The sequence below is a fragment of the Streptomyces sp. M-16 genome, assembly GCF_052114405.1.
Lineage (GTDB): Bacteria > Actinomycetota > Actinomycetes > Streptomycetales > Streptomycetaceae > Streptomyces.
This window is the reverse complement of sequence record NZ_JBFRER010000021.1, coordinates 12243-34063: the sequence shown is the minus strand read 5'-3', so window position 1 is coordinate 34063 and position 21821 is coordinate 12243. Positions and strand designations below refer to the sequence as shown.

The following is a 21821-nucleotide window of genomic DNA, read 5'->3' as shown; positions in this document are numbered from 1 at the left end:
GTGTCAGACGCTGACTCAGAAGGGGGCGTCCTCTCCGTCGGCCACTGAGGGGGTCTGGCCCTCGCGTTGGCCGGTGGGGATGACAGGGTCGGGCTGGATCTGCTCGGCGGACTCGCCGTTCGCCCTGGGGCCGACCGTGGTGTGGAGCGTCCTCGGTGACGATCGGGGTCCGGCCGCCATGCCTGTTGGCGGGCCCGGGCGGCAATGGCCACTTTGGGGCAGCAGTTGAGCCAGGCGCTCTTGGGCGTAGTCGACGAAGGCGACAACGGGCACCAATTGACAGAGGGCCGATCCGATCACGCGGCTGCGGGACAGTCCCAGGGCGGCGAACTCCGCGCCGATGAGCGGGAAGTGGGTGTCGTTGTCGTTGCCGACATCCAGCGCTTCGAGCCACACCCGCTCACCGTCAACCAGGTACGGGAAGCGGCGCAGCTTCTTCCGGTGGGCGGGCACCAGGGATTCCGCATGGTGCAGGAACGAGTTGCGGTTGTGCCCGACTCCGAGCAGCAGTATGGACCCGCCCAGCTGATAGATCTTCGCGAAGGGCGAACCACTCCCGAGGGCGTAGCCGAGTGGCTGCCCGGCGCAGATGGTGCGTGCGTCCGCTCCAAGGGCCGCCAGGGATGCTTGGGGGTGCTGGCTCCGGATCCGGTCCGGGTGCCCCAGCACTGCGCTGGGGACCGCACCCATCGCCGTCGGTAGCGCCTCATGGAAGAGCGGGACGGCTGCGCGTGCTTCGGCCGTTCGGGGGTCGTCGAAGGCGTGGCCGTCAGGGTAGGGGTCGGCGACCTGCCGGGTATAGGCGGGCACGACGATCGTGCCCTTCCGGCCCACCGTCGCGCACAGGGCCTGCACCACCGCGTCGGCCCCTCCGTCCACCTGCCCGAAGGCGGACAGCGACGAATGGACCATCAGTACGGATCCGGGCCGCACACCCAGTGATGCGAACTCACCTTGCAGGTATGTCGCGTTCAGCGGTTTTGTGGGGGGCATCGTTCCTTCCTCACTTCGCCAGGGCCGCGCGGAGGAACCGGAGGATCTCCGCCCGGGCGGCATCGGCCTGTGGTTCCACGCCGGGCAAGGTGAGGAACGCGTGTCCCGCGCCCCGGTATTCGGAAAGCCGCACGGGCGTCCTGGCCGCGCGCAGCCGCTCGGCGTAGCGGCGGCCGTGATCGGCGACCGCGTCCTTGGTGGGCAGCACCACGAGCGCCGGGGCGAGCCCGCTCAGGTCGTCCTCGTACAGCGGCGAGACTGCGCCGGCGTCGCTTCCCGGCGGGACGGCGAGCCGCTGGATGAGCTGCAGTTGCGGCAGGGCCCGGGTCGGGCTGTACGCGTACTCGCCGATCGAGGGGTGGTCGAACATCGTCTCGGTCACGTCTACCACGGGGTTGACCAGCACCTGCGCCGTGAGTGCAAGGCCGGCTTCCCTGGCTCGGATGGCGGTCAGAGCGCTGATCAGCGCGCCGCAGCTCTCACCGAAGACGGCCGCGCGCGCCGGGTCGACACCCCACTGCGCGGCGTGCCGCACGATGTGTTCGAGTACGTCCCAGCCATCGTCAGCGGCGTTCGAGAGCGGGCTGCCGGGTGCGAGGAGGCGGTGCTCGACCGAGACGACGAGGGCGTGCAGTCCCGCGGCGAGGTGGCTGTTGGTCCAGTCGCACTGCACCGCTGTGCCCACGAAGCCGCCCCCGTGGACATGGACCACGAGTGGCATGTCGGTCCGGGTTTCGGCTCCGCCCTCCCCTGTCGACGCCGGCCGGTACACCCGGACCGGGAGGTCGCGGCCGGGCAGCGCCAGCTGCCGCCAGGCGATCGCGGCGCCGGGATTCGGCTCCCCGAGCAGGGCCCGAGCCGCGCCGGACGCCCGCCAGCGGTTCTCCGCGTCGCGGTAGGCGCGCAGTTCCTCGGCCGTGATCGCCGAGAAGCCCGGCTCCGGGGGCCGTATCGCGGTAGTGGGCTCACTCATGTGTCCTTCTCCCCTCCCGGCCGGATGCCGGGTGTGTCGTTGTGGCCGGACGGTGTGATGTCCTCATGATGCACGCAGTGCGTGCATCGGCAAGTGCATAGGTTAGGCTGAGTCCGGAGGAGAGGGGCGAGATGACTGGCCGAAGGCGATGGTCGACCGAGGAGATCCTGGACACGGCGGCGGAACTGCTGCGCACGGGCGATGCCGAGTCGTTCAGCGTGCGCAAACTCGCCGCAGCGCTCGGGACCGACTCCTCCAGCCTCTACCGGCACTTCCGCAACAAGACCGAACTGCTGCGCGCGGTTGCCGACCGGATCCTGCTGGCCGCCATGGACGGCTACCGCCCCGAGGGCGACTGGAAGCAGCGCATCACCGCCCTGGCCCTGCGCCTGCGCGAGGCCTTCGGCGAGCAACCCCAACTCGCCACGGTGTGGGGACGCTACGCCTCCGGCGGCACCGGCTCCCGATTGGTCATGGAGGAGCTGCTACAGGCTCTGCGCGCGTCCGGCCTGCCCGACGAGGAGGTCCCGGTGCGATACCACCGCATCGTGATCCTCCTCGCCGCGCTGATCGCCTCCGAGGCCGGAATCAGCACCATCACCCCCAAGGAGTACGAACAGGCCATGGAGCAGTTCCGCGTCGCGGTGCTCGGCGCCGACCCCGAACGCTTCCCCGCCCTGGCCCACTTCGCCCGCGACATCCGCCCCCTCGGAGCAGACCGCCGCGCCGCGTTCGAAGAGATCCTCGCCGCCCAACTCGCCCATATCGAGGCCCAGATCCCCTGACGTGCCGGATCGTGCGTGCCGTGCGGTCGGGTCGCTGCCGCAGGCTCGCCGGCCGGGCGCGAGGCGTGGCAGAACGCCCACCGGCAGAAGCCCGCCCCCCAGTGATCGCCCCGCCCAGTGATCACCCCGCCCGTGCGGAGGGGCTCGTCAGCGGTGACTCAGCACGTTGACCACCCGCCCGTTGGGGTCGCGGACGAAGAAGCGGCGCACCCCCCACTCCTCATCCTGGAGAGGATGGAGGATGTCCGCACCACTGCTCAGCACGGCCTCATAGGCCGCGTCCACGTCGTCCACTTCGATGCTCAAGTCGGGGGTGACCGGGGCGGTCTTGTCGCGGGCCATGAAGCTGACTTGCGCCGCCGGGCTGGAGGGGGAAGCCACCGTCATGATCCAGCCGTGGTTCATGACCTCCTCGAAGCCCAGTAGGCCGTAGAACTCACGGCTCTCCCGCTGGGTCTCTGACTGGATGTTGGGTACGACACGGCGAACGGCCATAGACAGCTCCCGGTGAGAAGGCATGAGTGTGCAGGGCTGGTTGGAAGACTATGGCGTGTGTGCCGCTGCACACAGGGCTGCCGTGTGTCGGCGCGGGCGCCGTCGGCGAGTGCCGCGATGGCCTCGTGGTACTCCGGTTCGTCGAGGGTGAAGCGGCGCAGCTCGCCGTAGCGCCGGTCGCGCACGGGCGCCGTAGGCAGCCCGCGGCCGAGAAATAGCGTTTTGGCTGCTCCCGGGGAACGCCGCGCCCCCCGTCCGGTGAGTGGGCAGGGGGACGCGGTCGTGCACTGACCAGCCCCGGTCGGGCCGGGTCAGAGTTGGTTCGTTAGCGGCCTTCGATGACGCCCTCGGTGCTGCCGGTGTCGCGCCGGCGGCGCGGTTGGGTCCCGCCCCCTCATGGGGTTGCGTCGGCTGTGCACCTCTCCTGCAGGGGGCGACTCGACCACAACGGAGCGTTCATCCGGGGCAAGCTCACGCCTCACGCCGGCCCGCGCGGAGCCCCCCGGGCCGTCCCGCTCGTCACCTGCGCCAGAAGAGGTGGTGCGACACACCGCTCGGGCTGGGCACGACCTCCATGTGGAACCGGTCCAGCAACTCCTCGGGCGAGCCCCAGAGGCGCAGCCCGGACCCGAGCTTCACCGGTGAGACGGCCACATGCATGGTGTCGACGAGGTCGGCGTCGAGGAACTCCCGGATGGTGGTCACGCCGCCGCCGAGCCGGACGTCCTTGCCCCGCGCCGCCTCCCGCGCCTGCGCGAGAACGGTGGCTGGGTCACCGTCCACGAAATGGAAGGTGGTGTCGGAGAGCGTGAACGACGGACGCCCGTGGTGGGTCAGGACGAAAACCGGCGTGTGGAAGGGCGGCTCCTCACCCCACCAGCCGCGCCACTCGTGGTCGCTCCACGGGCCGCGCTGGGGTCCGAACTTGTTGCGGCCCATGATCTCGGCGCCGATGTTGTGGCTGAAGTCCCGGGCGAAGTAGTCGTCGAGACCCCGGCTCCCCCCGGGCTCGGTGCGGTTGGGCCAGCTCGCCGTGGCGCCCGCCCAGGCGAAGAGCTTTCCCGGATCGACGTCGTGACCGAAAGGCCGCTCCAGGCTCTGGTCCTCGCCGGCGGCGACGCCGTCGCTGGAGATGGTGAAGTTCTGCACGCGCAGCAGTTGGTCCATGTGCTGTCTCATCGGGTCCTGTCGCCTCCTGGTATGGCCATGCGTCCTACACCAGGATGTCGAACGGGACGCGGCCGGATCGACAGCGGCGCCGAACTTCTTCCCAAGCGTGTCCCGCGCGACCTCTCACCCGAGTCGGTCGGCGGCACCCCGGTGCCCACCGAGGGCCTGGCGGCCCGCTGTCGGACGCTCACGGCTGACGAGCGCCGGGCTCATCAGAGGGCGGTCAGTTCACCTACGAGCCGAGCGAAATCCGTGCGCTGCGGGCCGGTCAGACCGGCGTAGAGCGGCATCTGCATCTCGTCGGTGATCCGCTCGGCACGTTGCCGTCGGGGGATCTGGGCCGGGTCGACGGGCTGCGGTTCCCGCCAGCCGTAGTGCGCCGCCTGCTCGACACCGAGGTTGATGACCATGGCCGACCGGGCGCTCAGCCCGCACCGGCGTACCGCCGCCAGATGGCAGGCGCCCCGGTGTTCCCGTAGTACATGTATGCGCTGCATCGCCGCGCCGGCCGGGTCGTCACCGGGGCAGGGCAGAGCCCGCCAGCCGGCGAACAGCGGCAGTGCGTCGGCGTCGGCTGCATCGATCAGCCGCTGTGCCAAGTGGTTGAAGTGCTCTACGTCCACGTCGGCGGGGATGTGTGCGCGCCCCCACGCCCGGACAGCCCGTGCGTAGCAGGCGGCGGCCTCTTCCGCCGGCATCACGGGCCGTCCCGCCAGCCAGCCCGCGGTCACCAGCCGGGGGCCGAGGAAGCCCTGTACGGCTTGGACCACGGTGACCGGTGCCTCGCCGAGCACTCCGAAGCGTCCTCGGCAGTAGAAGCCACGGCCCGGAGCGAACCCGGCACGCAGGCCGATCCCGGCGGTCGCCTCGTCGGACATGAACTCGTCACCGAAGTCATGGATGGGGCGGGCCACGGCGGCCACGCACTGAGCGATTTCCATGGCCTGAAGGTCGCCCATCACCACTCGACAGGTCAAGAGCCGCTTTCCTGATGGAACCCTTTAGCTATCCTATCGAGTCATGCTCGATGTCCGACGCCTGTACATGCTCAAGACCGTCGCCGCCCGTGGATCCATCACCGCGGCCGCCCACTCACTGGCGCTGACCGCCGGTGCGGTGTCCCAGCAGCTGGCAGCCCTGAGGAACGACGTGGGAGTCGACCTGCTGCGCCCCGACGGGCGGACCGTCGCACTGACCGAGGCCGGCCGCGTCCTCCTCGAACACGCCGACCGCATCCTCGCTGCCATGGAAGAGGCCGAAAGCGCCATAGCGGCGGTCAAGGGCACGGTCGGCGCCGCCGCCACCCTGTCCGCGCTGCCGTCCACCGTCACCGGGATCGTGGCCCCCGCACTCACCAAACTCGGCTCGTACCACCCGCAGCTCACCGTCACCTGCCTCATCACCGACCAAGCACAGCTACGCGAACTCGCACTCGGCACCGTCGACGTGGTGCTGGGACAGCGCTACCACCACCTGCCGGACGCGACACCCCGCGGCGTCGACCTCGCACCCCTGCTCGACGATCCGCTGCTCGTCGTCACCGCCGCCGATCAGGGCGACGGCCGGCCCGTCATGCTGCGGGAGCTGGCTACGCGCGATCTCGCGGTACCACCGCCGACCACGGACTGCGGACAAGCCATCCTGCAAGGCTGCCGGCGAGTCGGTTTCACACCCGTACCCCGCTACATCACCGCCGACATATCCGCCCAGCTCACCCTCGCACGAGCCGGCCTGGCCGCCGCGCTCGTCCCCCGCACGGCCATCGACCCGACCACACCCGGAATCCGCACGAGCCCCATCGCGGACCACCCGATCCAACGCCTCCTGTTCGCCGCGACCCGTCACACCGAGAACACGAACCCGACGACCGCCGCCGTCACCGCGGCATTGCGCACGGCCGCCGAGGAGAACCAAGCCGCCTGCCGACTGTCGGCCTTCGGGGAGTGACCGGTCGCTCCGCGTCGTGCCGGCGGGCGCCTTCACGCAGGGACATCGACGTCGGCTCCGGATGAGGTGCGCTTGCTCCGCCGGCTCCATGGGGCCGGCGGAGCAAGCGCGACGGTGAAGCGGTCAACTGTCGGAGCGGAAGGCTCCGTGGACTCGCAGGTCTCCTTGGACCGCGATCTGTCCGTCGTTCGTGTGCATGATCCAGGCATCCGCGTTGCGGACGGAAAGGTGCCCGTTGGCGTTCACCTTGCCCCGAAAGAGAGACTCCCCCTGAACACGGAGTATCCCCTTGGTGGTGAGGTTTCCGGCGACGGTGACCTGGCGGTCGGCCAGCACCTCGCCCTGGGCGTCGAGGCGGCCGTGGACGATCAGCCGAGGCGGGCCGTCCTGCGTCTCCAGCACGTTGTCGACGGTCAGACCGCCCTCCAGGTTGAGCCGTTCCTTGACCCGGGCCCGGTGGGTGACGACGTCATCGAGGTCCGCCGTGCCGGCCGCGACGGTGCCCCACTGCCTGTCGCCGGCTCCCTGGAACACGTTCAGGCCATTGGCCGGGAACTCGATCCACCCGTCCCCGGTCGTGCGGCCCTGCACCCATGAGGTGTTGATACCGGTCAGATCCGCCTTGTCGGCGGCGACGGTGCCCCATTCCTGCGTTCCGTCCTTGCGGATGTTCACCCCCGACCGGGGGAACTCGATCCACCCCTTGCCACCGTCGACGTCACCCAGCCGTTCGCCCGGACCCGGTCCGCCGTGACGACACCCAGGTCACCGCCCGCGCCGTGGCCGACCGTGATCCCGTCGGCGGGGAACCGGATCCATCCCGCTTCGCCGTCACGCCCCCGCAGCAGCGCGGCGCTCACGGTCTCCACGTCCAGTGCTGCAGCGGTGACGGTGCCCGGCGCCTGCCGGTCGTCGAGGATCCGGGCGCCGTGTTCGGTGAATTCGATGCGGCCTTCGTGTGCGGTGCCCCTGACCCAGGGGGTCGTGACGCCGGTCGTGGCGGTGACGGTTTCCACGGTGGCTGCCTGCGCGGCGAGCGTGCCGTACTTCTGCTGCGCGTCCAGGACCTTCGCGCCCAGGTCGGTGAACTCGATCCGGCCCTCGTGGCCGATGCCCTTGACCCAGGGAGTGGACAGCCCGTTCGCCGCCGTGACGCTCTCGAACTCGGGGCTGCGCGGTGAGGCAGTACCCCGGCTGGTGCTCGCTCTGGGGGGTGGCGATCAGGATGTAGGTGGCGTCCCGCTTGGGCTCCTCACCCGGCTTCGGCGACCAGCTCCAGTCCGGTCCGGAACGCTGCGGGACGGTCTGGGTCAGTCCGTCGGGACCCTGGATCTTGTATCCCAGGCCGTCGGGTCCGTCCCACCGCAGGGTGACGCGTTCCGTCGAACCCAGCAGGGTCTTCTCCGCACGGAAGTTGCGGGGAATCTTGGGAGCCCGCTTCAGCAGGCTCAGCGTGACGAGGTGTTCGTTCCTGGCGCCCCGGCCCTGCGACTCCTCCGCCACGGACAGCAGGACCAGCCCCTCCTCGGAGGAGACGGGGAAGCCGGTCAGCTCGATGACGATGACCTCGCCCCTCCGCAGGCGCGCGCCCGAGGACGACTCCAGCCGGTAGGTCCCGGCCGTACCGTCCCAGGTGTCCGCGAGGTCGACCGTGGGACTCAGCGTGCTGCGACTGACCCGGGCCCTGATCCGGTCCGGGTCGACGGTCAGATGGTCCCGGCCGGTGCCGTACGGCACCGTCACGGCGAGATCGTAGAGGGTCACGAACCACGCGTTCGGATTGGATACGACGATGTGCACCGTTCCGGGCGACTCCTCGTCCTTGCCCGTGCCGGATACCTGAAGCTGTGCGGGATCGGTGAGTATCTCGTAGTGCAGGTTGGCCATCGCCACATCCCCCTGTCGGCTCCACGGGCGCTCCCCCCACGGGGCGCGGTCCCCGCCGTCCCCAGCACCATCCCGCCAAACACGCTGAGAACCCCCCATCCGCTATGAACGGCCGAAACCGCTCAGAACTGGCCGATTCGGGACGAGGCCGCACCGTCGGCACCGGAACCGGGCGAAGGCGGCAGCGGGGCGGGGCCCGCTCCTGGCCCGGATGGGTGGGGAGAACCTGGCGCTGGACCGGTGGGGCAGATCGAACGCACCCGGGGAGGGCGCCAGGAGCCCGGCATGACATTTGTACGGTCCCGGACGGGATGCACGGCCCTGTCGGAGCGCCAGCTCGGCTCCATAGACTCCAGAGCATGACGAAAGCAGACAAAGATGGGCTTGACGACGCCTGGGAGGGCGTCGTCACCGCCATGTCGCGAGGCATGCTCGATGGCTCGAACATGTACCACTTCGTCGACGTACGCCTCGCCGATGGGCGATCGATGAAGGTCCGGATCAGCCGCCGACTGTGGAAGGCGCTGGCGGTCGGCGACCGAATCGCCAAGCAGCCCGAGTCCGAACCGTTCCGGCCATGATCCCGCCCCCTACGCGATCACCCAGGCGGCAGGGGAGTCCGGGTCGTGGCCGCACCGGCTGACGGTGCCCCGAAGCGGGCCCGCTCGCTCGCGGAGGTGGGTACTTCCGCGGCCCGGCGGCCGGCCCGGCCGTCACCGTCCTCCTGCTGCGGTCGGTACTCGCCCACGACGCGCTGCTCACCGGCCTCGCCCAGCTCACCCCCCGCCGCAGCAATCCAGTCGGTGCTCGCGGCCCGGCTCGCCGGCCCCATGGACCCCACCCCGTTCCTCTCCCAACCCCCCTTATCGCGGGCGGAGTTCCCGGCCGACCTGACGCGTCTGTGTGAGAAGGCCGACCTGACCGTCCGGGCCGTCGCCGCAGGCGTCGACGCTCCGGGCGCCCACAGCGCCATCGGTGGCTGGTTCGCCGGCCAGAACCTGCCGTCGATGGGGTCCCTGCCCCTCTTCCGCCGGGTGCTGCCCGTCTGCGGGGTGACCGACGCGGCCGAAATCGAGCGCCGGCCGGAACGGCTCGCCGAGTTGCGACGGTCCCGGCTTCTGCGCGTCGCGGGAGGCGCGTCGCCCTACGGGGACTCGCGGGCTTCGAGACCCTGAAACCTCAGTAGTTGTTGCGCCGCGCGATCGAGGTGTTCAGGGCGGTGGCGAAGGTGCACCAGGCCGCATACGGCAGAAGCGTGCGGGCCGCGACCGCATCGAAGCGGGCGATCCGCCGGATGAGCTCCGCATTGCTGGCGTCCAACAGCAGCGTGCCGGCCACCCCGGCCCGCGGGCTGCGGCAGGCGAAGAACAGCCAGGGCCACGCGGCGTTCAGGAACAGGTTGGCCCCGAGGCCAATGGCCAGACCCTTCCGCTCCATGCCCCGGGCCCGGCCGAACGCATGCCCGCCGGCCAGCGCGAKGGAGGCGTACAGCGGCGGCCACACCACACCGAACAACCATGACGGCGGCTGCCAGACCGGCTTGCGCAGGCGCCGGTACCAGGAGCCTGCCGGATCGACGGGCAACGAGCCCACGACCGCTGTCGTGGCCACGGCAGCGGCCGCAGCGCCGTACCGCAGCCATCGCTCCCGCTCTGTGGCCTTTTCCTGGTGCTCGCTGATCGGCTTCATGAAAGTTCCCTACCCTGAAATGAGGCCCCCGGAGCCACGGCCGTCCGCGTCGGCGGATCAGGTGCCCCCGTGTTGGCCCGGCCCGGCCTCGTCCTGAGATGCCCCATGGAGCCCGATATCACTGCATATCGCTGCGGAAACGATGCGACTTTACCGGCGTCTCGTGTTCAACGATGCTTGGTTTTCTCGGGGCCCTTCCACGTAACCCCACCCTGTCTGCTGTGGACATCGGCAGCGCGCGCCGGATGTGTGGCCGCCTACAGAGCGGCCCTTCCGGCATCACCGGCCTGGACTCGGGGGCTGAAGGTACGGCTCAGTCTCCTGGCCGCCCGTCTGCCCGGTTGTGACCTGCGACCTGAGACCTGCGGCCAAGGGAGCCGCTCCAGGTCCCATCGTCGGACCGAGGCGATCAAGCATTCTTGGAGGATCGCATGTCACCATCCAGAGTGCCGCCCGGCGAGACGCCGCCGGCGGAAGGCTCGACAGCATCCGCTCACCGCGAGCGCGCGGACGGAGGTCTCTGGGAGCACCCGGGCGTATTCGTCTTCCTGATCGTGGTGGGGGCGCTCATGGTCGCGGGCTTCTTCTTGGCCCGGATCTGGGGCATGTAGCCCCACCCGAACGCGGCCTGCCCGGGCCGGAGGAGTCCGCCCGGGCTCCGAAGGCCCTGGCGAGCCGAGCTCCCGAGCCCGCCCTCACGGGCTGGCGGTGAGCTGGAGTATCGCAATGCCCGCCAGGACGGCGATGCTCGCTGTGATGCGTCGGTGGCCGAGGCGTTCGCGGAACACGACCGCGCCGATCAGGGCGCCGAAGACGATGCTGGTTTCCCGAAGGGCGGCGATGGTGGGGAGGTCGCCGCGGGACTGCGCCCAGACCACGAGCCCGTACGCGAGGAGCGAGAGCAGCCCGCCGACCAGCCCACGGGCGTAGAGCGGGCGCAGGGCCGTCAGCAGGGCGGGGCCCCGGAGGGTCCATGCGATCAGGGGGAGGACGAGCCCTTGGCAGAGGAAGAGCCAGGCGATGTAGCCCATGACGCTGCCGGCGGCGCGGACGCCGGTGCCGTCGACGAGTGTGTACGAGGCGATCATCACGCCGGTGCCGAGCGCGGCGGCCAGCGCGGGCAGTTGGGCGCGGCGGGGGACACCGTCGGCGACGGCGAGGCCGACCAGGCCGCAGGCGATCACCGCGATGCCGAGGGCCTGGCCGACCGGCAGGGCGTGACCGAGGAGGGCGGTGGAGACCAGGGCCACCACGACGGGCGAGGTGCCCCGGGCAGTCGGGTACATCTGGCCGAAGTCGCCGAGCTGGTAGGCGCGCAGGAGCAGGAGCTGGTACGCGACCTGCAGTGCGGCGGAGGCGGCGATGTACGGCCAGGCCGCCGGATCGGGCACGGGGGCGAGGCAGACGAGGACGGCCCCGCAGCCGGCGGAGGCGAGGCTGATGAGCGTGAAACCGGCCAGCTTGTCGCGCAGGCCGTGGGTGAGGCCGTTCCAGACCGCGTGCAGCAGCGCGGAGGCGAGGACGACGACGGGCACGGCGGCGCCCGTCACGGACGGCAGGGCTGTGGGCACGTGGGCTCCCCACGACTGATGATGGAATGAGATTCCTTGGTAGGGTACCTCTATGGAAATTCATTCCACGAAGGGCGGGCTCGCCGCCCACATCCGGGCCCATCTGTCCGAGCTGCGCGACACCGAGGCACGCGTCGCGCAGGTGGTCCTGGACAAGGGCGCCGAGCTGGTGCACCTCAGCGTCAGTGATGTCGCGACGCTGGCCGGCACCGCGCCGTCCTCCGTCGTACGGGCTTGCCAGCGGCTGGGGTTCCGCGGGTACCAGGAGCTGAAGATCGCCGCTGCCCGGCAGGCACCGGCCCCCGAGCCGTCCCGGGACCAGGACCCGGCCGCCCGTGCGCTGACCGACACGGTCCGCGCCGCCCGAGAGGCACTCGACGGGGTGGTGGTGACCGTGACCCCGGACCAGCTGCGCGCTGCCGCCCGAACGATCGACGCGGCTCACCGGCTGCTGGTGGTCGGCGCGGGACTGTCCGGCGCGGTCGCACTGGACACCGCCTACCGGCTGCGTGCACTGGGCTGCGCGGTCGACGCGCCGGCTGACCCGCTGACCGCGCAGCTGGCCGCCGCGCAGCTGACCCCCGCCGACGCGTGCCTGGCCATCAGCCATACCGGAGCCACGCGCAGCACAGTGGACGCCGCCCGGCGCGCACGGCAAGCCGGGACTCCGGTCATCGCCCTCACCAGCTACGCCCGCTCGCCCCTGACCGAGTCCAGCGACTGCACGCTGGTCGCGGGCGGCCAGGACCTGGTCTTCGGACTGGAGACCGTCGCCAGCCGACTGGCCCACCTCACGGTGGTCGATGCCTTGACCCTGACCCTGCTAGGGCTGCGCGGGGCGCCGGCCGAAGCCGCACTCAGGCTGGCGGCCGACGTCACGGTCGACCACTCGTACTGAGGGCGGCCTCACGCACAACCCCCGCCCGGCACTGGACGGGGGACTCGCCGGAATGCGAGCTGATCCTGCGCATCGGTGGCCTTCCCAGTCCCCGCCCCTCCACCGGCGTCGCCGCGCGGGGTGCGGTTCGGCTCAACCCCACCTTGATCTCCCTGGCCTTCACCGGTCGCCCGGGGACGGCCAAGAAGCCGGCGCGGTGTCGAGCGAGCAGGCAGGATGCTCCAGGGCGATTTCCAGCGCTCAACGGTTCCCGCTCCGCGCCTTGACCCGCGAGTCGGGCCGCGCCCGACGGCTGCCGGCTGCTGGGGAAATGGCGCCCCTCCGGCGGCCGCCCTTTTGGCCGCTGTAGAGCATCGGAGTTGTCCACCCGGGCCGTTCACGCCCGCCAACTCGAACCATCCGAACCACACGGTCCAGACCCGTGGGCTGCATGCCTACCTGCGCTGGGGAGGCCGGTCCCACGAATCTGCGGCCTGACTCCTCAATTCGACGAAGCTGCCGGACCGGGCATCAGGTCCGACCGCAGCGGCGGGGCTTGCCGTGTGAGCGCGGCAGCCGGCAGCAGGTTGTCAGGTTCCACGCCGGGGTCCTCGGCGACGACAACGCCGGCCGTCTGAACTTCGAAGCCGACCGGCCAGATCGTGAGATCGCTCGCCACCGCGCCTTCCAGTTTCGCCTCCCGCAGGTCGGCGCCGCTGAGATCGCAGCCCCGGAGATCGGCCAACCGTAGGTCCGCGCCGACGAACACCGCGCCATCAGCACGGGCCTTTCGCAGATTCGCCTCCCGCAGGTCCGCACCGGAGAAATTCGCCTCGCGCAAGTCGGCCTTCACCAGGCGTGCGCCACGCAGATCAGCTCCGATGCAGCGGATGTGGCGGAGAATCGAAGTTCCGAGTTCGGCATGCCGCAGGTTGGCCGCGATCAGCGACGCTCCGCTCAAATTGACCTGGTAGACGCTGGCGGCTTCCAGACACGCGCCATCGAGATTGACTCCGTTCAGCCAGAGTCCGTCGCAGTCCGCCCGACGCAGATCGGTGAAGCTGACGTTGAGCCACTCTGGGCGGCGCTCCTGACCCAGGACGCCGAGGCAGGTCAGCGCCGTCTGAGCATCCGCCGCACGTGTCTCCAGCGGGCGCACCGAGTTGATGGACACGTCCGCCGCCGGCGCTCCGAGCTCCCGCGGCGGCCACGGCAGGTGCGTCCGCAGATACGCCGCCATGATCGAAACGACCGCCTCGTGGTCGTAAGCAGAATGGTCTGCGATCCGCCTCAGTGCGTAGATGCCCCCGATCCGCACGTCCAGCCTGTCGCTGCCGAGTTGGTCCACGGCCCGACTGAAGCGGTCGGTGATGTGCCCCTCCCGGGTCGCGTTCAGACCGTCCTGGCTCACGCGCAGCTGCCGCCAGGTCGCATAGGCGCCGAAGAGGACGACCGCGCCACCGACCGCCTGCAGGAGCGTGGTGCGCACGTTGTTCACCGCGTTCACCCGGTCGGCCGCGGCGAGCTGGGTGCCCGCGAGGTCATGATCCACTACCAGCCCCGGAAGAACCAGGAGCACAAACGCCAGTCCGACGAGCACAGCCAGTACGGCCGACGCCACAGCGACGTTACGAGGCAGACGCCGGCGACCAGTATCAGATTCCCCCATATTCATCGGATCATAGGGCAAGGCCGGGCCCGGCGAACCTTCTCGGTCATGGCTACTGGTGCTGCTCCGCGGAAGTTCGTGGAGGGGTGTGGGAAGGCTGATCTGGACACGTCGGATGTGTCAGGCGAAGTAGAAGAGCGCGGCGGCTTCGGCGGGCGTGGTCGCTTGGCGACGTCCGGGAACGTCGTGGACGGTGGTTGCGCCCTCGGAGCGGAGTTGGTCGGCGCCGGCGTCCCGGGACATGATGGCGGCGTAGGCACGGACGTCCGCGGTGGTGAGGTCCGTGCGGCCTCGGTCGGTGTACTGCTGGAGGAGGTCGGGGACGTCCGGGTTGAATCGCAGCATGGTCACCGGCGCGTTGAAGCGCCTGGCGATGGCGATGAGTCGTGCGCGTGCCTGCGGCGTGACGTTCGTTGACTCGGCGACCGCGCTGTGCCCGGCGGCGAGCCTGGCGACGATCCTGCGGTCACGTTCCTCGAAGATGCGTGCGTCCGCTGCGTCGGATTCCGCTTCCGCAGGTGAGGTGCCGAAAAGCTCAGCGCGAATCTCGTCGCTGGACACCACGGCTTCCGCGTCGATCTGCCGGCGCGTGATCAGTGCCTGAACGAAGCTGGTCTTGCCCGAGGCTGGGGGACCGACGAGGACGACGAGTCCTGCCGGCACCCGGACGGTCGGCGCGAGAGCCTTGAGGTAGAGGTCGCCTGCGCAGTCGAGGGCTTCCTCCGGGGAGCCGGCCGGCAGTCCGCTGGACAGGATGTTGTCCCGGTAGCTGTCGTTGCCGGCCAGATAGAGGGCAAAGCCCCAGGTATGCAGTAGGCCGGTGAAACGCAGTCGGCACAGCGGCAGGCTCTGCTCGCCGGGCAACTCGGCTGCCACGTAGGCGAATCCTGCGCGGAAACGGACCGTAATGGCGCCCACGTGGGGCCAGCACTCGCGGGCGTGGCGGTTCAGACGCTGGCGCAGGTGGTGCTGAATCGATTCCGGGGGGTTCTTCGGCACGAGCCCCATCCTGCCCTGCCCCGCGGCGGCCCGCCGTGATCATTGGCCGTGCCGGGTGGGCGACGGGCGGGGCCAGTGGTGGCGGTGGCGATCGTCATGGACGAGGACTCGGCTCATTTCGCCACGGCGCCCGAAGCGGTGGCGGCAGCCGTGTACCTACTGCCTGACGGCCTCCCCCGGTCGCACTCGGCCGTTGTCTCACCGTTTCACGTGGGGCCACTGACCTGGCGCGGTGAGTGCACGACCTGAGGTCACGGGCTCGGGGTGAGATCGCTTCCCGCATGGCCGGCACAGATGAAGCGGAATCCGACGTTGAGCACGCCGTCATCGCCCGCTACCGACCGGCCGGTGACGGCTTCGGCGAACCTGGGCGACGGGAGGCCGTCGTCGGGCCCAGTCCGTTCTGACCGAGGCTGTCGAGCGCGGCGCGGCGCGGCGTGCCGGGCCGGCGACCGTCCGTGTGCACGGACTCGGACCAGCGAGTAGCGTTGGTCGTGTGCGGTCCGCCCGCACCGCCGCGGCGTAGCCCAGCGGGGCAGCCGTCGAGCGGCAGAGGATCTCCTATGGCAGAGCACGGCTTCCGTAGCAAGGTGGCACCTGCCGGGGCCCTCCTGGCCCTCCTGGCAGCACTCGGCCAGACATCGGCCGGCGCCGCGCCGCCGCATACCGCCGGTATCACCGGGCCCGGCAAGACCGCAGCGTCACGCTTCGTGCCGGGTCCCTGCCCCAGGACGCGGGAGCCGATCGAAGCGCTGGCCACTGCCCGGTGCGGATTCCTGGAGGTCCCGGAGAACCGCGCCCGTCCCGGCGGCCGGATCATCCGGCTGGCCGTCGCGGTCATCCCGGCCACTTCGGCGAAGCCTGCCCAGGACCCCGTGGTGTTCATGTCGGGCGGCCCCGGTGGCGAGACCTTCGACGACATCCCGTTCCTGGTCTCCTCCGGCCTGAACCGGGACCGCGAACTGATCGTCATGGCCCAGCGCGGCAATCTCTACGACCAACCCGACCTCGCCTGCCCGGAGCTGGACCGCTTCTACGCCACCTCCGTGGGGCTGCCCTCCTACGCACCGCAGACGCAGAGGCTCATGCTCGACGCGGTGAAGCAGTGCCGGCACCGCCTGACGTCCGACGGAACCGACCTGAGCGCCTACAACAGCACCGAGAACGCCGCCGACTTCGCCGACCTGCGCACGGCGCTCGGCATCAAGCAATGGAACGTGTACGGCCACTCCTACGGCAGCAACCTGGCGATGACCTACCTGCGCCTGCACCCCCAGGGGATCCGCGCGGTGGCGTTCGACTCCATCGCCCCTCCGCAGTACGTCTCCCTGCCCTTCGCCTGGGCCGGCGCCCGGGAGGGCCTCGACCGCCTCTACCAGGCCTGCGCGGCGGAGCCCCGCTGCAAGAGCCGCTACCCGGACCTCGCACGCACTCTGAACGAGCAGGTGCGCAAGCTGCAGGCCCACCCCCTGACGCTGAACGTCCGGCCGCCGCAGGGCGGAGAGCCGGTGAAGGTCGTCCTCGACGGCGGCGCGCTGGTCAACCTGCTCGTCGCCAAGGCCATCCCGTTCAAGGACGTGCCGGCCGCGATCGACGAACTCGGCCGAGGGAATCCGGAGCGCTTCGCCCGCGCCCGCGCCGCCGGCGCTGTCCCGGACGTCGGCCAGACCGCCCACGGACTGACGAACTCGGTGGTGTGCAGCGAATGGGTGCCGGACCACTCGGCGTCCGATGTGCTGGAGGCGGGCCGCAAGGCATTCCCCGACTGGCCGGACCCGGTCCTGGCCCAGGCGCCCCAACTGGCGTTCCAGGACCAGGTGTGCCGTGTCTGGAACGTGCCGGACCGCACGGCGACGATGCGGGTGGCCCCCGTCAGTAAGGTCCCGACGCTCTTCCTCAACGGGACGTTCGACATGAAGACCGGGGCGAGTTGGGCTCAGAAGACCGCCCGTACGCTGCCCCGCTCGACCGCCGTGCAGATCCCCGGTATCGGGCACTGGGCGGTCCCGCAGTCGCCCTGCGCGCAGAAGGTGCTGGCGTCCTTCCTGGCCCGTCCGACCGCGCCCGACACCGGCTGCGTGGCAGGCCTCGGGTGGCAACCGTTCACGATCACCCCGAAGTGAACGCCCGAAGTGAGCATCGGTCGCGTCGTAGCTTCCGGACCTCAAGAAAGAAGGTGGTGTCCGGGCACCGGATGGTGTCGTTGTGCACCGCCGGGGGTGCCATGGTGGCGGTTGCACTGGTCGGTGTCGCACACCCGCAGGCACACGCGACCGGCGACGACCGCGAGAAACGGAGCGCAGAGGTTCTCCGGAATCTGGTGCCCTCCGCCGATGGCCCGGGCTGCGCGGCAGCGGTCGGCAGACGCGGTGACGTCATCTGGGAGGCGGGGAGAGGGGAAGCCGATCTGGCGACCGGGCGCCCCATCACCTCGAAGACCGTCTTCGGCATGGCGTCCAACTCCAAGCAGTTCACCGCAGACGCGATCCTTCTGCTGGCCGGACGGCACCAACTCACACTGAACGACCCCCTGTCCGGGTTCCTCGACAACCCGCCCGCATGGACGCGGAAGGTCACGCTGGGCGACCTGATGCGTCACACCAGCGGCATCACCGACTACCAGGATCTGCTGGAGGCCAAGGGAATCAAGCTGACGGATCCGGCCGGCCAGAAGGAAGCGATCGCGGCCATCCTCGCCTCCCAGCCGGAAGACCCACCAGGCAAGCGCTTCTCCTACTCCAACTCCAACTACGTCCTCCTGGCGCATGTAGTCGAAAGGGTCACCGGAAAATCTTTCCCAGCCTTTCTCCAACAGGAATTCTTCACCCCACTGCACCTGCGCATGACGTTGTCCCCGGCGGTGGACGTTCCCGGCAAGGCGAAGTCGTACGACGAGAAGAACGGATCCTTCACTCCTGATTCCTCCCCCTGGAAACAGTACGGAGACGGGTCCGTCCAGACCACTCCCGGGGAATTCGTCCGCTGGGCCGACAACTACCGCACCGGTCGCATCGGTGGAACAGAACTGCTCACCGGAGTCACACAGGGAGCGGTGAACGTGGGTGACGTCCTGCACCGGCGCGGCATCGATGAAGGGCGGTACGGAGCCGGAATCCTCCTCCTCCCCGACAAGAGCCTGGTGCATCGCGGTGACTGGGAGGGATTCCACAGCACCTTCAAGGTGAGCTCGGACCGCAACACCGCCGTGACCGTCGTGTGCAACGTGGATTCACCCGATAATTTCCGTGCGGCCAATCAACTGCTGGATATATGGGACAAGTGACGGGTGGATGCCGAACGCCGGACCGTGTCGATCGCCTGCCGCTCGCTGAACTGCAGCCACGACCCCACGGACACGGCCACCACGATCAGGACCGCGATCGGAAGCAGGACCGGCAGGATCGACGCACGGGAGCGGCGTGGGCGGGGTGGGTCCGGGGATGGGGCCATGGTGACTCCGACGAGGCGGGAAGGGCGACGGGCGCAGCACACGCACTTGATCAGTCATCGGACAGGTCTTGGTCGGGCAGGCGCGCGGCGAGGATCATTCCGCTCGCGTACTGGAGCAGGGCACAGGTGACCCGGGAGTCCTCCAGCAGCCGTCCCGGATCGTGCCCGTCCAGGGCCAGGCGGGTCTTGCCCTTGCCCCAGTAAGGGTTCATGTCGTCCATCAGGAGCTGGCCGCCGGGCCTCAATGCGGTGATGGCGCCGTCGAGCAGGGCGGCCTTCAGCTGACCGGGGACGTCCAGGAAGACCAGGTCGAACTCGCCCAGGGACGGGACGACCTCCTTGGCGTCGCCGACCACCAGCGTCACCCGGTCGGGCCAGCCCGCGCCTGCGGCGAGGTCGGACTTCTGCGGGTCGATCTCGACGCTGACGACGTCGACGTCGGTGCGGGAGCGCAGCCCGTGCACGATCCAGGCGAGGCCGACGCCGACTCCCGTGCCGAGTTCGAGGATCCGCCCGCCGGTGGGGACCGCCGCCGCGAGGACGGACATCAGCGCGCCCACCTCGGGGCGGCAGGATTTTCGGAATCCGATCTGACGGGCCCGGGCGTAGCCGGCGCCGACCGTGGCCGGCACCTGCAGGGCGGTTCGCGCGCCCAGGCTCCGCTTCATGCCCTCGACCTCGGCCGTCGACATCTCGCGGTCGAACGTCAGGCTGACGCAGGACCGCGCGCCCGAGTTCCCCGTGGTGGCCGTTGGCTCCATGGCATGCCTCCTGGGTCGGAATGCCCGCCCTCCGGTCCGGCCGCCTTCCGCGTTCGGCCGCCCTCCGCGTGCGGCAACGTGCCCGTTCCGCCGCACCGCGCGCCCCTACGGCACGCACGCCCGTTCAGGTGGCTTTCCGGCGCACGAAATGGTATTGGCGGGCAGCACGGGCATAAATGATGTTCGCACGGGGGGTGTTGTCCTGCAATTTCGCACCGTATTCGAACACCGGAGCCGGTCATTGCCGCCCCTCCGGAGAAGGGCGCCGAGCCATGGGAGCATCCAGCAATCCCGGGAACCGCAAGCCGGAATCCCGCGTGATCCTCGAATTCGACCGCGAGGTGACCGACAAAGAGGTCGAGGAGATGCAGGCCAAGCACAACGCGACCTCCGCGTTCCTGGAGGCCGCGGGCGGCCACCACCACCACGACGATGACGACAACACTCCCGATGTCGTGGACGCCGGAGAGGTCGACGACGTCGTGGACGCCGGAGAGGTCGACGATCTCCAGTAGTGCCCCCGCTCGTGCCGCACCGGGAAACCGTGCGGCACGCGCGGCCGCGGCGAACCACCACCAGGCGACACGAGAACGGCGCGCGGGTGCGCCGGGACGGCACAGACGGAAGGGCGAGAGATGGACTTGAACGCATTCGACACGGCACTGTCCCGCAAGCCGTTCGGCGACAGCCCCTACGTGCGTGATCAGATGCACCTCGCGTTCAAACGCCGGCTCGAAGACCTCGGTGAGTCGGTGCCGGCCGCCCGCCACCTGCTGACCGCACTTCAACGGGCGCGGCCCCAGACCGAATACCGCGCCCTGGGCGATCCGCTCCTGCGTCAGGCCGTCCAACAACTGCTGGCCCAGGAGGTCGTCGGCCCCCGGCGGAAATCGCTGTCCCCGCAGCTGTGCGCCCAGGTGATCGAGGCCGTCGCGCAGCACGTGGAAACCGGCGCCGCCCACGGACCGCTGCAGGGCGATTCCGCCGGCGCGCGGTGGCTCGGAGATCCGTCCGACACCCCGTGGATCTACTCACCCGGCCAGGACGGCGGCCTTCTGGGGCAGACGTTCGACCTCTTCGTGGAGCAGCAGTTCGACGCCGGGCTGCACCGGCCCGACGAGAGCGACCTCGAACGGCTGCGCCAGGGCCACCGGCTCCTCGGCGAGCTCCTCCCGCTGACCTCCCGCGGTGCCCTGAGCCACACCCACCTGATCGGGATCACCTCCGGGACCGACGCGTGGGAGGGCAAGGCGTCGAGCTCGCAGTTCACCGTGGTCGGCATCGTCTTCCTGAACCGCAAGCTCCTCCAGAACCCCTGGTGGGTGGCCGAGCACCTGCTCCACGAGGCCCTCCACCAGAAGCTGTACGACTTCCGTCACGCCCACTCCATGCTCGTCCGCGACCTCGACGACTCCCCGCACGCGCCCGCCGACGTCCGCCGCGTCGTGTCGTTGTGGAACGTCCCGGGCCCCGACGGGAACAACCGGTGGAACGCCCACCGCGCCATGGCGGCCTTCCACGTCTACGTCCACCTGGCTCTGCTGTGCTCCCTCGCGGAGCAGCACGCTCCTCGGCTGAGGGACGTATACGGCCCGCTGGACGCCCCGAGTCCCATGACCCCGAGCCGGAAGGCCTTCGAACGGGCCCGCTACCTGGCCGAGAGCCTGCGGACAGAGTGCTGGGACGAGCTCGGACTCGCGGGCCGGCGCCTGGCCGACTGGCTCAGCGCCGTCCTGGACGCCATGGACCAGGATCCGCCCCCGGCCGGCTCGTACCTCCACCTCATCCTCGACCGCTACCTCAAGGAAGCCCGCCGGCTTCGCAAGGCCCCGGTCTCCGACGATCTGGCGACCACCCTGGCGGCGCTCGGGCGCTCCGAGGCCGAGGCCTTCCGCGAGGTCCTGGCCGCCGTCGGTGCCGAGGCCCACCTCGACACCGCGACGACCGGACCGGCGCCACGGCCCGCCCAGGAGCACGGCACCGGCGCCCACGCGGCCTTCGCGCAACAGCGCCACGACATCGCCGACACCCTCCTGCGGCTCGCCCCGAACGGCTACAGCCTCGACTCCCTGTGCCGGACGCCCGGCCCGTCCGCGGACGAGATGGTGCGCGCCATGGTGGAGGCCTCCAGCCGGGAGCTGGCAGCGACCTCCACCCGTCCCGACCAGCCGGGCCGGACCTCGCGCCGTTGATTTATGGCCCGTCTGACGATTCCCGCCGGGCGCCCGACGCGAACCGTCGGGACGGGCGGGCCGTCTCACGTTCCCTCGACCGCTGACCGGCCCCGCCCCCGCCCGGTGAGAAGGCCGACCCGTCCACGAGGTCGGCCCACCGGCTCGATCGGCCCCGCTGAAAGTGCAGTTCACAGGCCCAGCGAGCGCCTTGGAAGCCTGGACTCGAGAAGCCCGGAATGATCCAATACAGGATGACATCGTTTTGGGTGGGCAAGCGGGTGCGACTGCGCGGTATCGAGCCTGATGACGCCACGGCGTTCATGCGTTTCGCGGTGGACGAGGAGGGTCTGGGGGACCTGGTCAGCCCGCCCCGGTCCGCCG

The 21821-nt window shown here is 70.2% G+C and carries 23 protein-coding genes and 1 pseudogene; 11 read left to right on the top strand and 13 right to left on the bottom strand.

Annotated features, from left to right (window positions below):
* Nucleotides 1-15: 15 nt before the first annotated feature.
* Together AB4039_RS12415 and AB4039_RS12410 are read right to left on the bottom strand one after the other, a co-directional pair.
* On the bottom strand, nt 16-993 hold the full coding sequence (locus AB4039_RS12415) for an aminoglycoside N(3)-acetyltransferase (protein ID WP_442270723.1): 978 nt from the start codon (nt 991-993) through the stop codon (nt 16-18).
* A 10-nt stretch (nt 994-1003) separates the two neighbouring features.
* Nucleotides 1004-1966, bottom strand: a complete 963-nt coding sequence (locus tag AB4039_RS12410) for an alpha/beta hydrolase (protein WP_266844462.1) — start codon at nt 1964-1966, stop codon at nt 1004-1006.
* 131 nt (nt 1967-2097) lie between these two features.
* Between AB4039_RS12410 and AB4039_RS12405 the strand changes: the two genes are divergently transcribed.
* Nucleotides 2098-2751 (top strand): TetR/AcrR family transcriptional regulator, encoded by a 654-nt coding sequence (locus tag AB4039_RS12405; protein ID WP_442270722.1) that lies wholly within the window; start codon nt 2098-2100, stop codon nt 2749-2751.
* A gap of 147 nt (nt 2752-2898) precedes the next feature.
* Here the strand turns inward: AB4039_RS12405 and AB4039_RS12400 are convergent, their stop codons facing one another.
* From AB4039_RS12400 to AB4039_RS12385, 4 genes are all read right to left on the bottom strand, one after another.
* A complete protein-coding gene (locus tag AB4039_RS12400) occupies nt 2899-3246 on the bottom strand; it encodes a VOC family protein (RefSeq protein ID WP_442270721.1) in 348 nt (115 codons plus the stop codon).
* Complete coding sequence (locus AB4039_RS12395) at nt 3153-3431, bottom strand: DUF5825 family protein (RefSeq protein WP_442270720.1); 279 nt, start codon at nt 3429-3431, stop codon at nt 3153-3155. The genes AB4039_RS12400 and AB4039_RS12395 overlap by 94 nt, the downstream gene beginning before the upstream one ends.
* A 334-nt stretch (nt 3432-3765) precedes the next feature.
* Nucleotides 3766-4413: a dihydrofolate reductase family protein gene (locus AB4039_RS12390; RefSeq protein WP_266844912.1), complete on the bottom strand. Its 648-nt coding sequence runs from the start codon at nt 4411-4413 to the stop codon at nt 3766-3768.
* Nucleotides 4414-4628: 215 nt separating this feature from the next.
* On the bottom strand, nt 4629-5357 hold the full coding sequence (locus AB4039_RS12385) for an SCO6745 family protein (RefSeq protein ID WP_266844457.1): 729 nt from the start codon (nt 5355-5357) through the stop codon (nt 4629-4631).
* Between the two features lie 79 nt (nt 5358-5436).
* Here AB4039_RS12385 and AB4039_RS12380 point away from each other — a divergent pair, with 79 nt between their 5' ends.
* The gene (locus AB4039_RS12380; RefSeq protein WP_442270719.1) at nt 5437-6363 is read left to right on the top strand and encodes a LysR family transcriptional regulator; all 927 of its coding nucleotides are present in this window, start codon (nt 5437-5439) and stop codon (nt 6361-6363) included.
* A gap of 123 nt (nt 6364-6486) precedes the next feature.
* On the opposite strand, the gene AB4039_RS12375 is transcribed toward AB4039_RS12380, so the two are convergent.
* Both AB4039_RS12375 and AB4039_RS12370 read right to left on the bottom strand, forming a co-directional pair.
* Nucleotides 6487-7038 carry a hypothetical protein gene (locus AB4039_RS12375; RefSeq protein ID WP_442270718.1) on the bottom strand — a complete coding sequence of 184 codons (552 nt, stop codon included), beginning with the start codon at nt 7036-7038 and terminating at the stop codon, nt 6487-6489.
* A gap of 156 nt (nt 7039-7194) precedes the next feature.
* Complete coding sequence (locus tag AB4039_RS12370) at nt 7195-8250, bottom strand: hypothetical protein (RefSeq protein ID WP_442270717.1); 1056 nt, start codon at nt 8248-8250, stop codon at nt 7195-7197.
* Between the two features lie 359 nt (nt 8251-8609).
* Between AB4039_RS12370 and AB4039_RS12365 the strand changes: the two genes are divergently transcribed.
* Together AB4039_RS12365 and AB4039_RS12360 are read left to right on the top strand one after the other, a co-directional pair.
* On the top strand, nt 8610-8831 hold the full coding sequence (locus tag AB4039_RS12365; RefSeq protein ID WP_266844453.1) for a DUF7489 domain-containing protein: 222 nt from the start codon (nt 8610-8612) through the stop codon (nt 8829-8831).
* 249 nt (nt 8832-9080) lie between these two features.
* A complete protein-coding gene (locus AB4039_RS12360) occupies nt 9081-9425 on the top strand; it encodes a hypothetical protein (protein WP_442270716.1) in 345 nt (114 codons plus the stop codon).
* 4 nt (nt 9426-9429) lie between these two features.
* On the opposite strand, the gene AB4039_RS12355 is transcribed toward AB4039_RS12360, so the two are convergent.
* Complete coding sequence (locus AB4039_RS12355) at nt 9430-9939, bottom strand: TspO/MBR family protein (RefSeq protein WP_442270715.1); 510 nt, start codon at nt 9937-9939, stop codon at nt 9430-9432.
* 431 nt (nt 9940-10370) lie between these two features.
* On the opposite strand from AB4039_RS12355, the gene AB4039_RS12350 reads away from it, so the two are divergent.
* Nucleotides 10371-10550, top strand: a complete 180-nt coding sequence (locus AB4039_RS12350; RefSeq protein ID WP_266844448.1) for a DUF6480 family protein — start codon at nt 10371-10373, stop codon at nt 10548-10550.
* Nucleotides 10551-10634: 84 nt separating this feature from the next.
* On the opposite strand, the gene AB4039_RS12345 is transcribed toward AB4039_RS12350, so the two are convergent.
* A complete protein-coding gene (locus AB4039_RS12345; RefSeq protein WP_442270714.1) occupies nt 10635-11510 on the bottom strand; it encodes an EamA family transporter in 876 nt (291 codons plus the stop codon).
* Nucleotides 11511-11562: 52 nt separating this feature from the next.
* Here AB4039_RS12345 and AB4039_RS12340 point away from each other — a divergent pair, with 52 nt between their 5' ends.
* Both AB4039_RS12340 and AB4039_RS12335 read left to right on the top strand, forming a co-directional pair.
* Nucleotides 11563-12408, top strand: a complete 846-nt coding sequence (locus AB4039_RS12340; protein ID WP_266844446.1) for a MurR/RpiR family transcriptional regulator — start codon at nt 11563-11565, stop codon at nt 12406-12408.
* Nucleotides 12409-12777: 369 nt separating this feature from the next.
* Nucleotides 12778-12855: pseudogene (locus tag AB4039_RS12335) on the top strand (integrase); the annotation flags it as partial.
* Nucleotides 12856-12889: 34 nt separating this feature from the next.
* Here the strand turns inward: AB4039_RS12335 and AB4039_RS12330 are convergent.
* Together AB4039_RS12330 and AB4039_RS12325 are read right to left on the bottom strand one after the other, a co-directional pair.
* Nucleotides 12890-13987, bottom strand: a complete 1098-nt coding sequence (locus tag AB4039_RS12330) for a pentapeptide repeat-containing protein (RefSeq protein WP_442270713.1) — start codon at nt 13985-13987, stop codon at nt 12890-12892.
* A gap of 189 nt (nt 13988-14176) precedes the next feature.
* Complete coding sequence (locus AB4039_RS12325) at nt 14177-15064, bottom strand: ATP-binding protein (protein WP_266844443.1); 888 nt, start codon at nt 15062-15064, stop codon at nt 14177-14179.
* A 554-nt stretch (nt 15065-15618) separates the two neighbouring features.
* On the opposite strand from AB4039_RS12325, the gene AB4039_RS12320 reads away from it, so the two are divergent.
* Together AB4039_RS12320 and AB4039_RS12315 are read left to right on the top strand one after the other, a co-directional pair.
* Nucleotides 15619-17178 carry an alpha/beta fold hydrolase gene (locus tag AB4039_RS12320; protein ID WP_442270712.1) on the top strand — a complete coding sequence of 520 codons (1560 nt, stop codon included), beginning with the start codon at nt 15619-15621 and terminating at the stop codon, nt 17176-17178.
* A 56-nt stretch (nt 17179-17234) separates the two neighbouring features.
* Nucleotides 17235-18338, top strand: coding sequence for a serine hydrolase domain-containing protein (locus AB4039_RS12315; protein WP_442270711.1), 1104 nt, complete (start codon nt 17235-17237; stop codon nt 18336-18338).
* A gap of 217 nt (nt 18339-18555) precedes the next feature.
* Here the strand turns inward: AB4039_RS12315 and AB4039_RS12310 are convergent, their stop codons facing one another.
* The gene (locus tag AB4039_RS12310) at nt 18556-19266 is read right to left on the bottom strand and encodes an O-methyltransferase (protein ID WP_442270710.1); all 711 of its coding nucleotides are present in this window, start codon (nt 19264-19266) and stop codon (nt 18556-18558) included.
* A 272-nt stretch (nt 19267-19538) separates the two neighbouring features.
* Between AB4039_RS12310 and AB4039_RS12305 the strand changes: the two genes are divergently transcribed.
* Both AB4039_RS12305 and AB4039_RS12300 read left to right on the top strand, forming a co-directional pair.
* Nucleotides 19539-19781 (top strand): hypothetical protein, encoded by a 243-nt coding sequence (locus tag AB4039_RS12305; protein WP_442270709.1) that lies wholly within the window; start codon nt 19539-19541, stop codon nt 19779-19781.
* Between the two features lie 120 nt (nt 19782-19901).
* Nucleotides 19902-21458, top strand: coding sequence for a hypothetical protein (locus AB4039_RS12300; RefSeq protein ID WP_442270708.1), 1557 nt, complete (start codon nt 19902-19904; stop codon nt 21456-21458).
* The last annotated feature ends 363 nt before the right edge of the window (nt 21459-21821 follow it).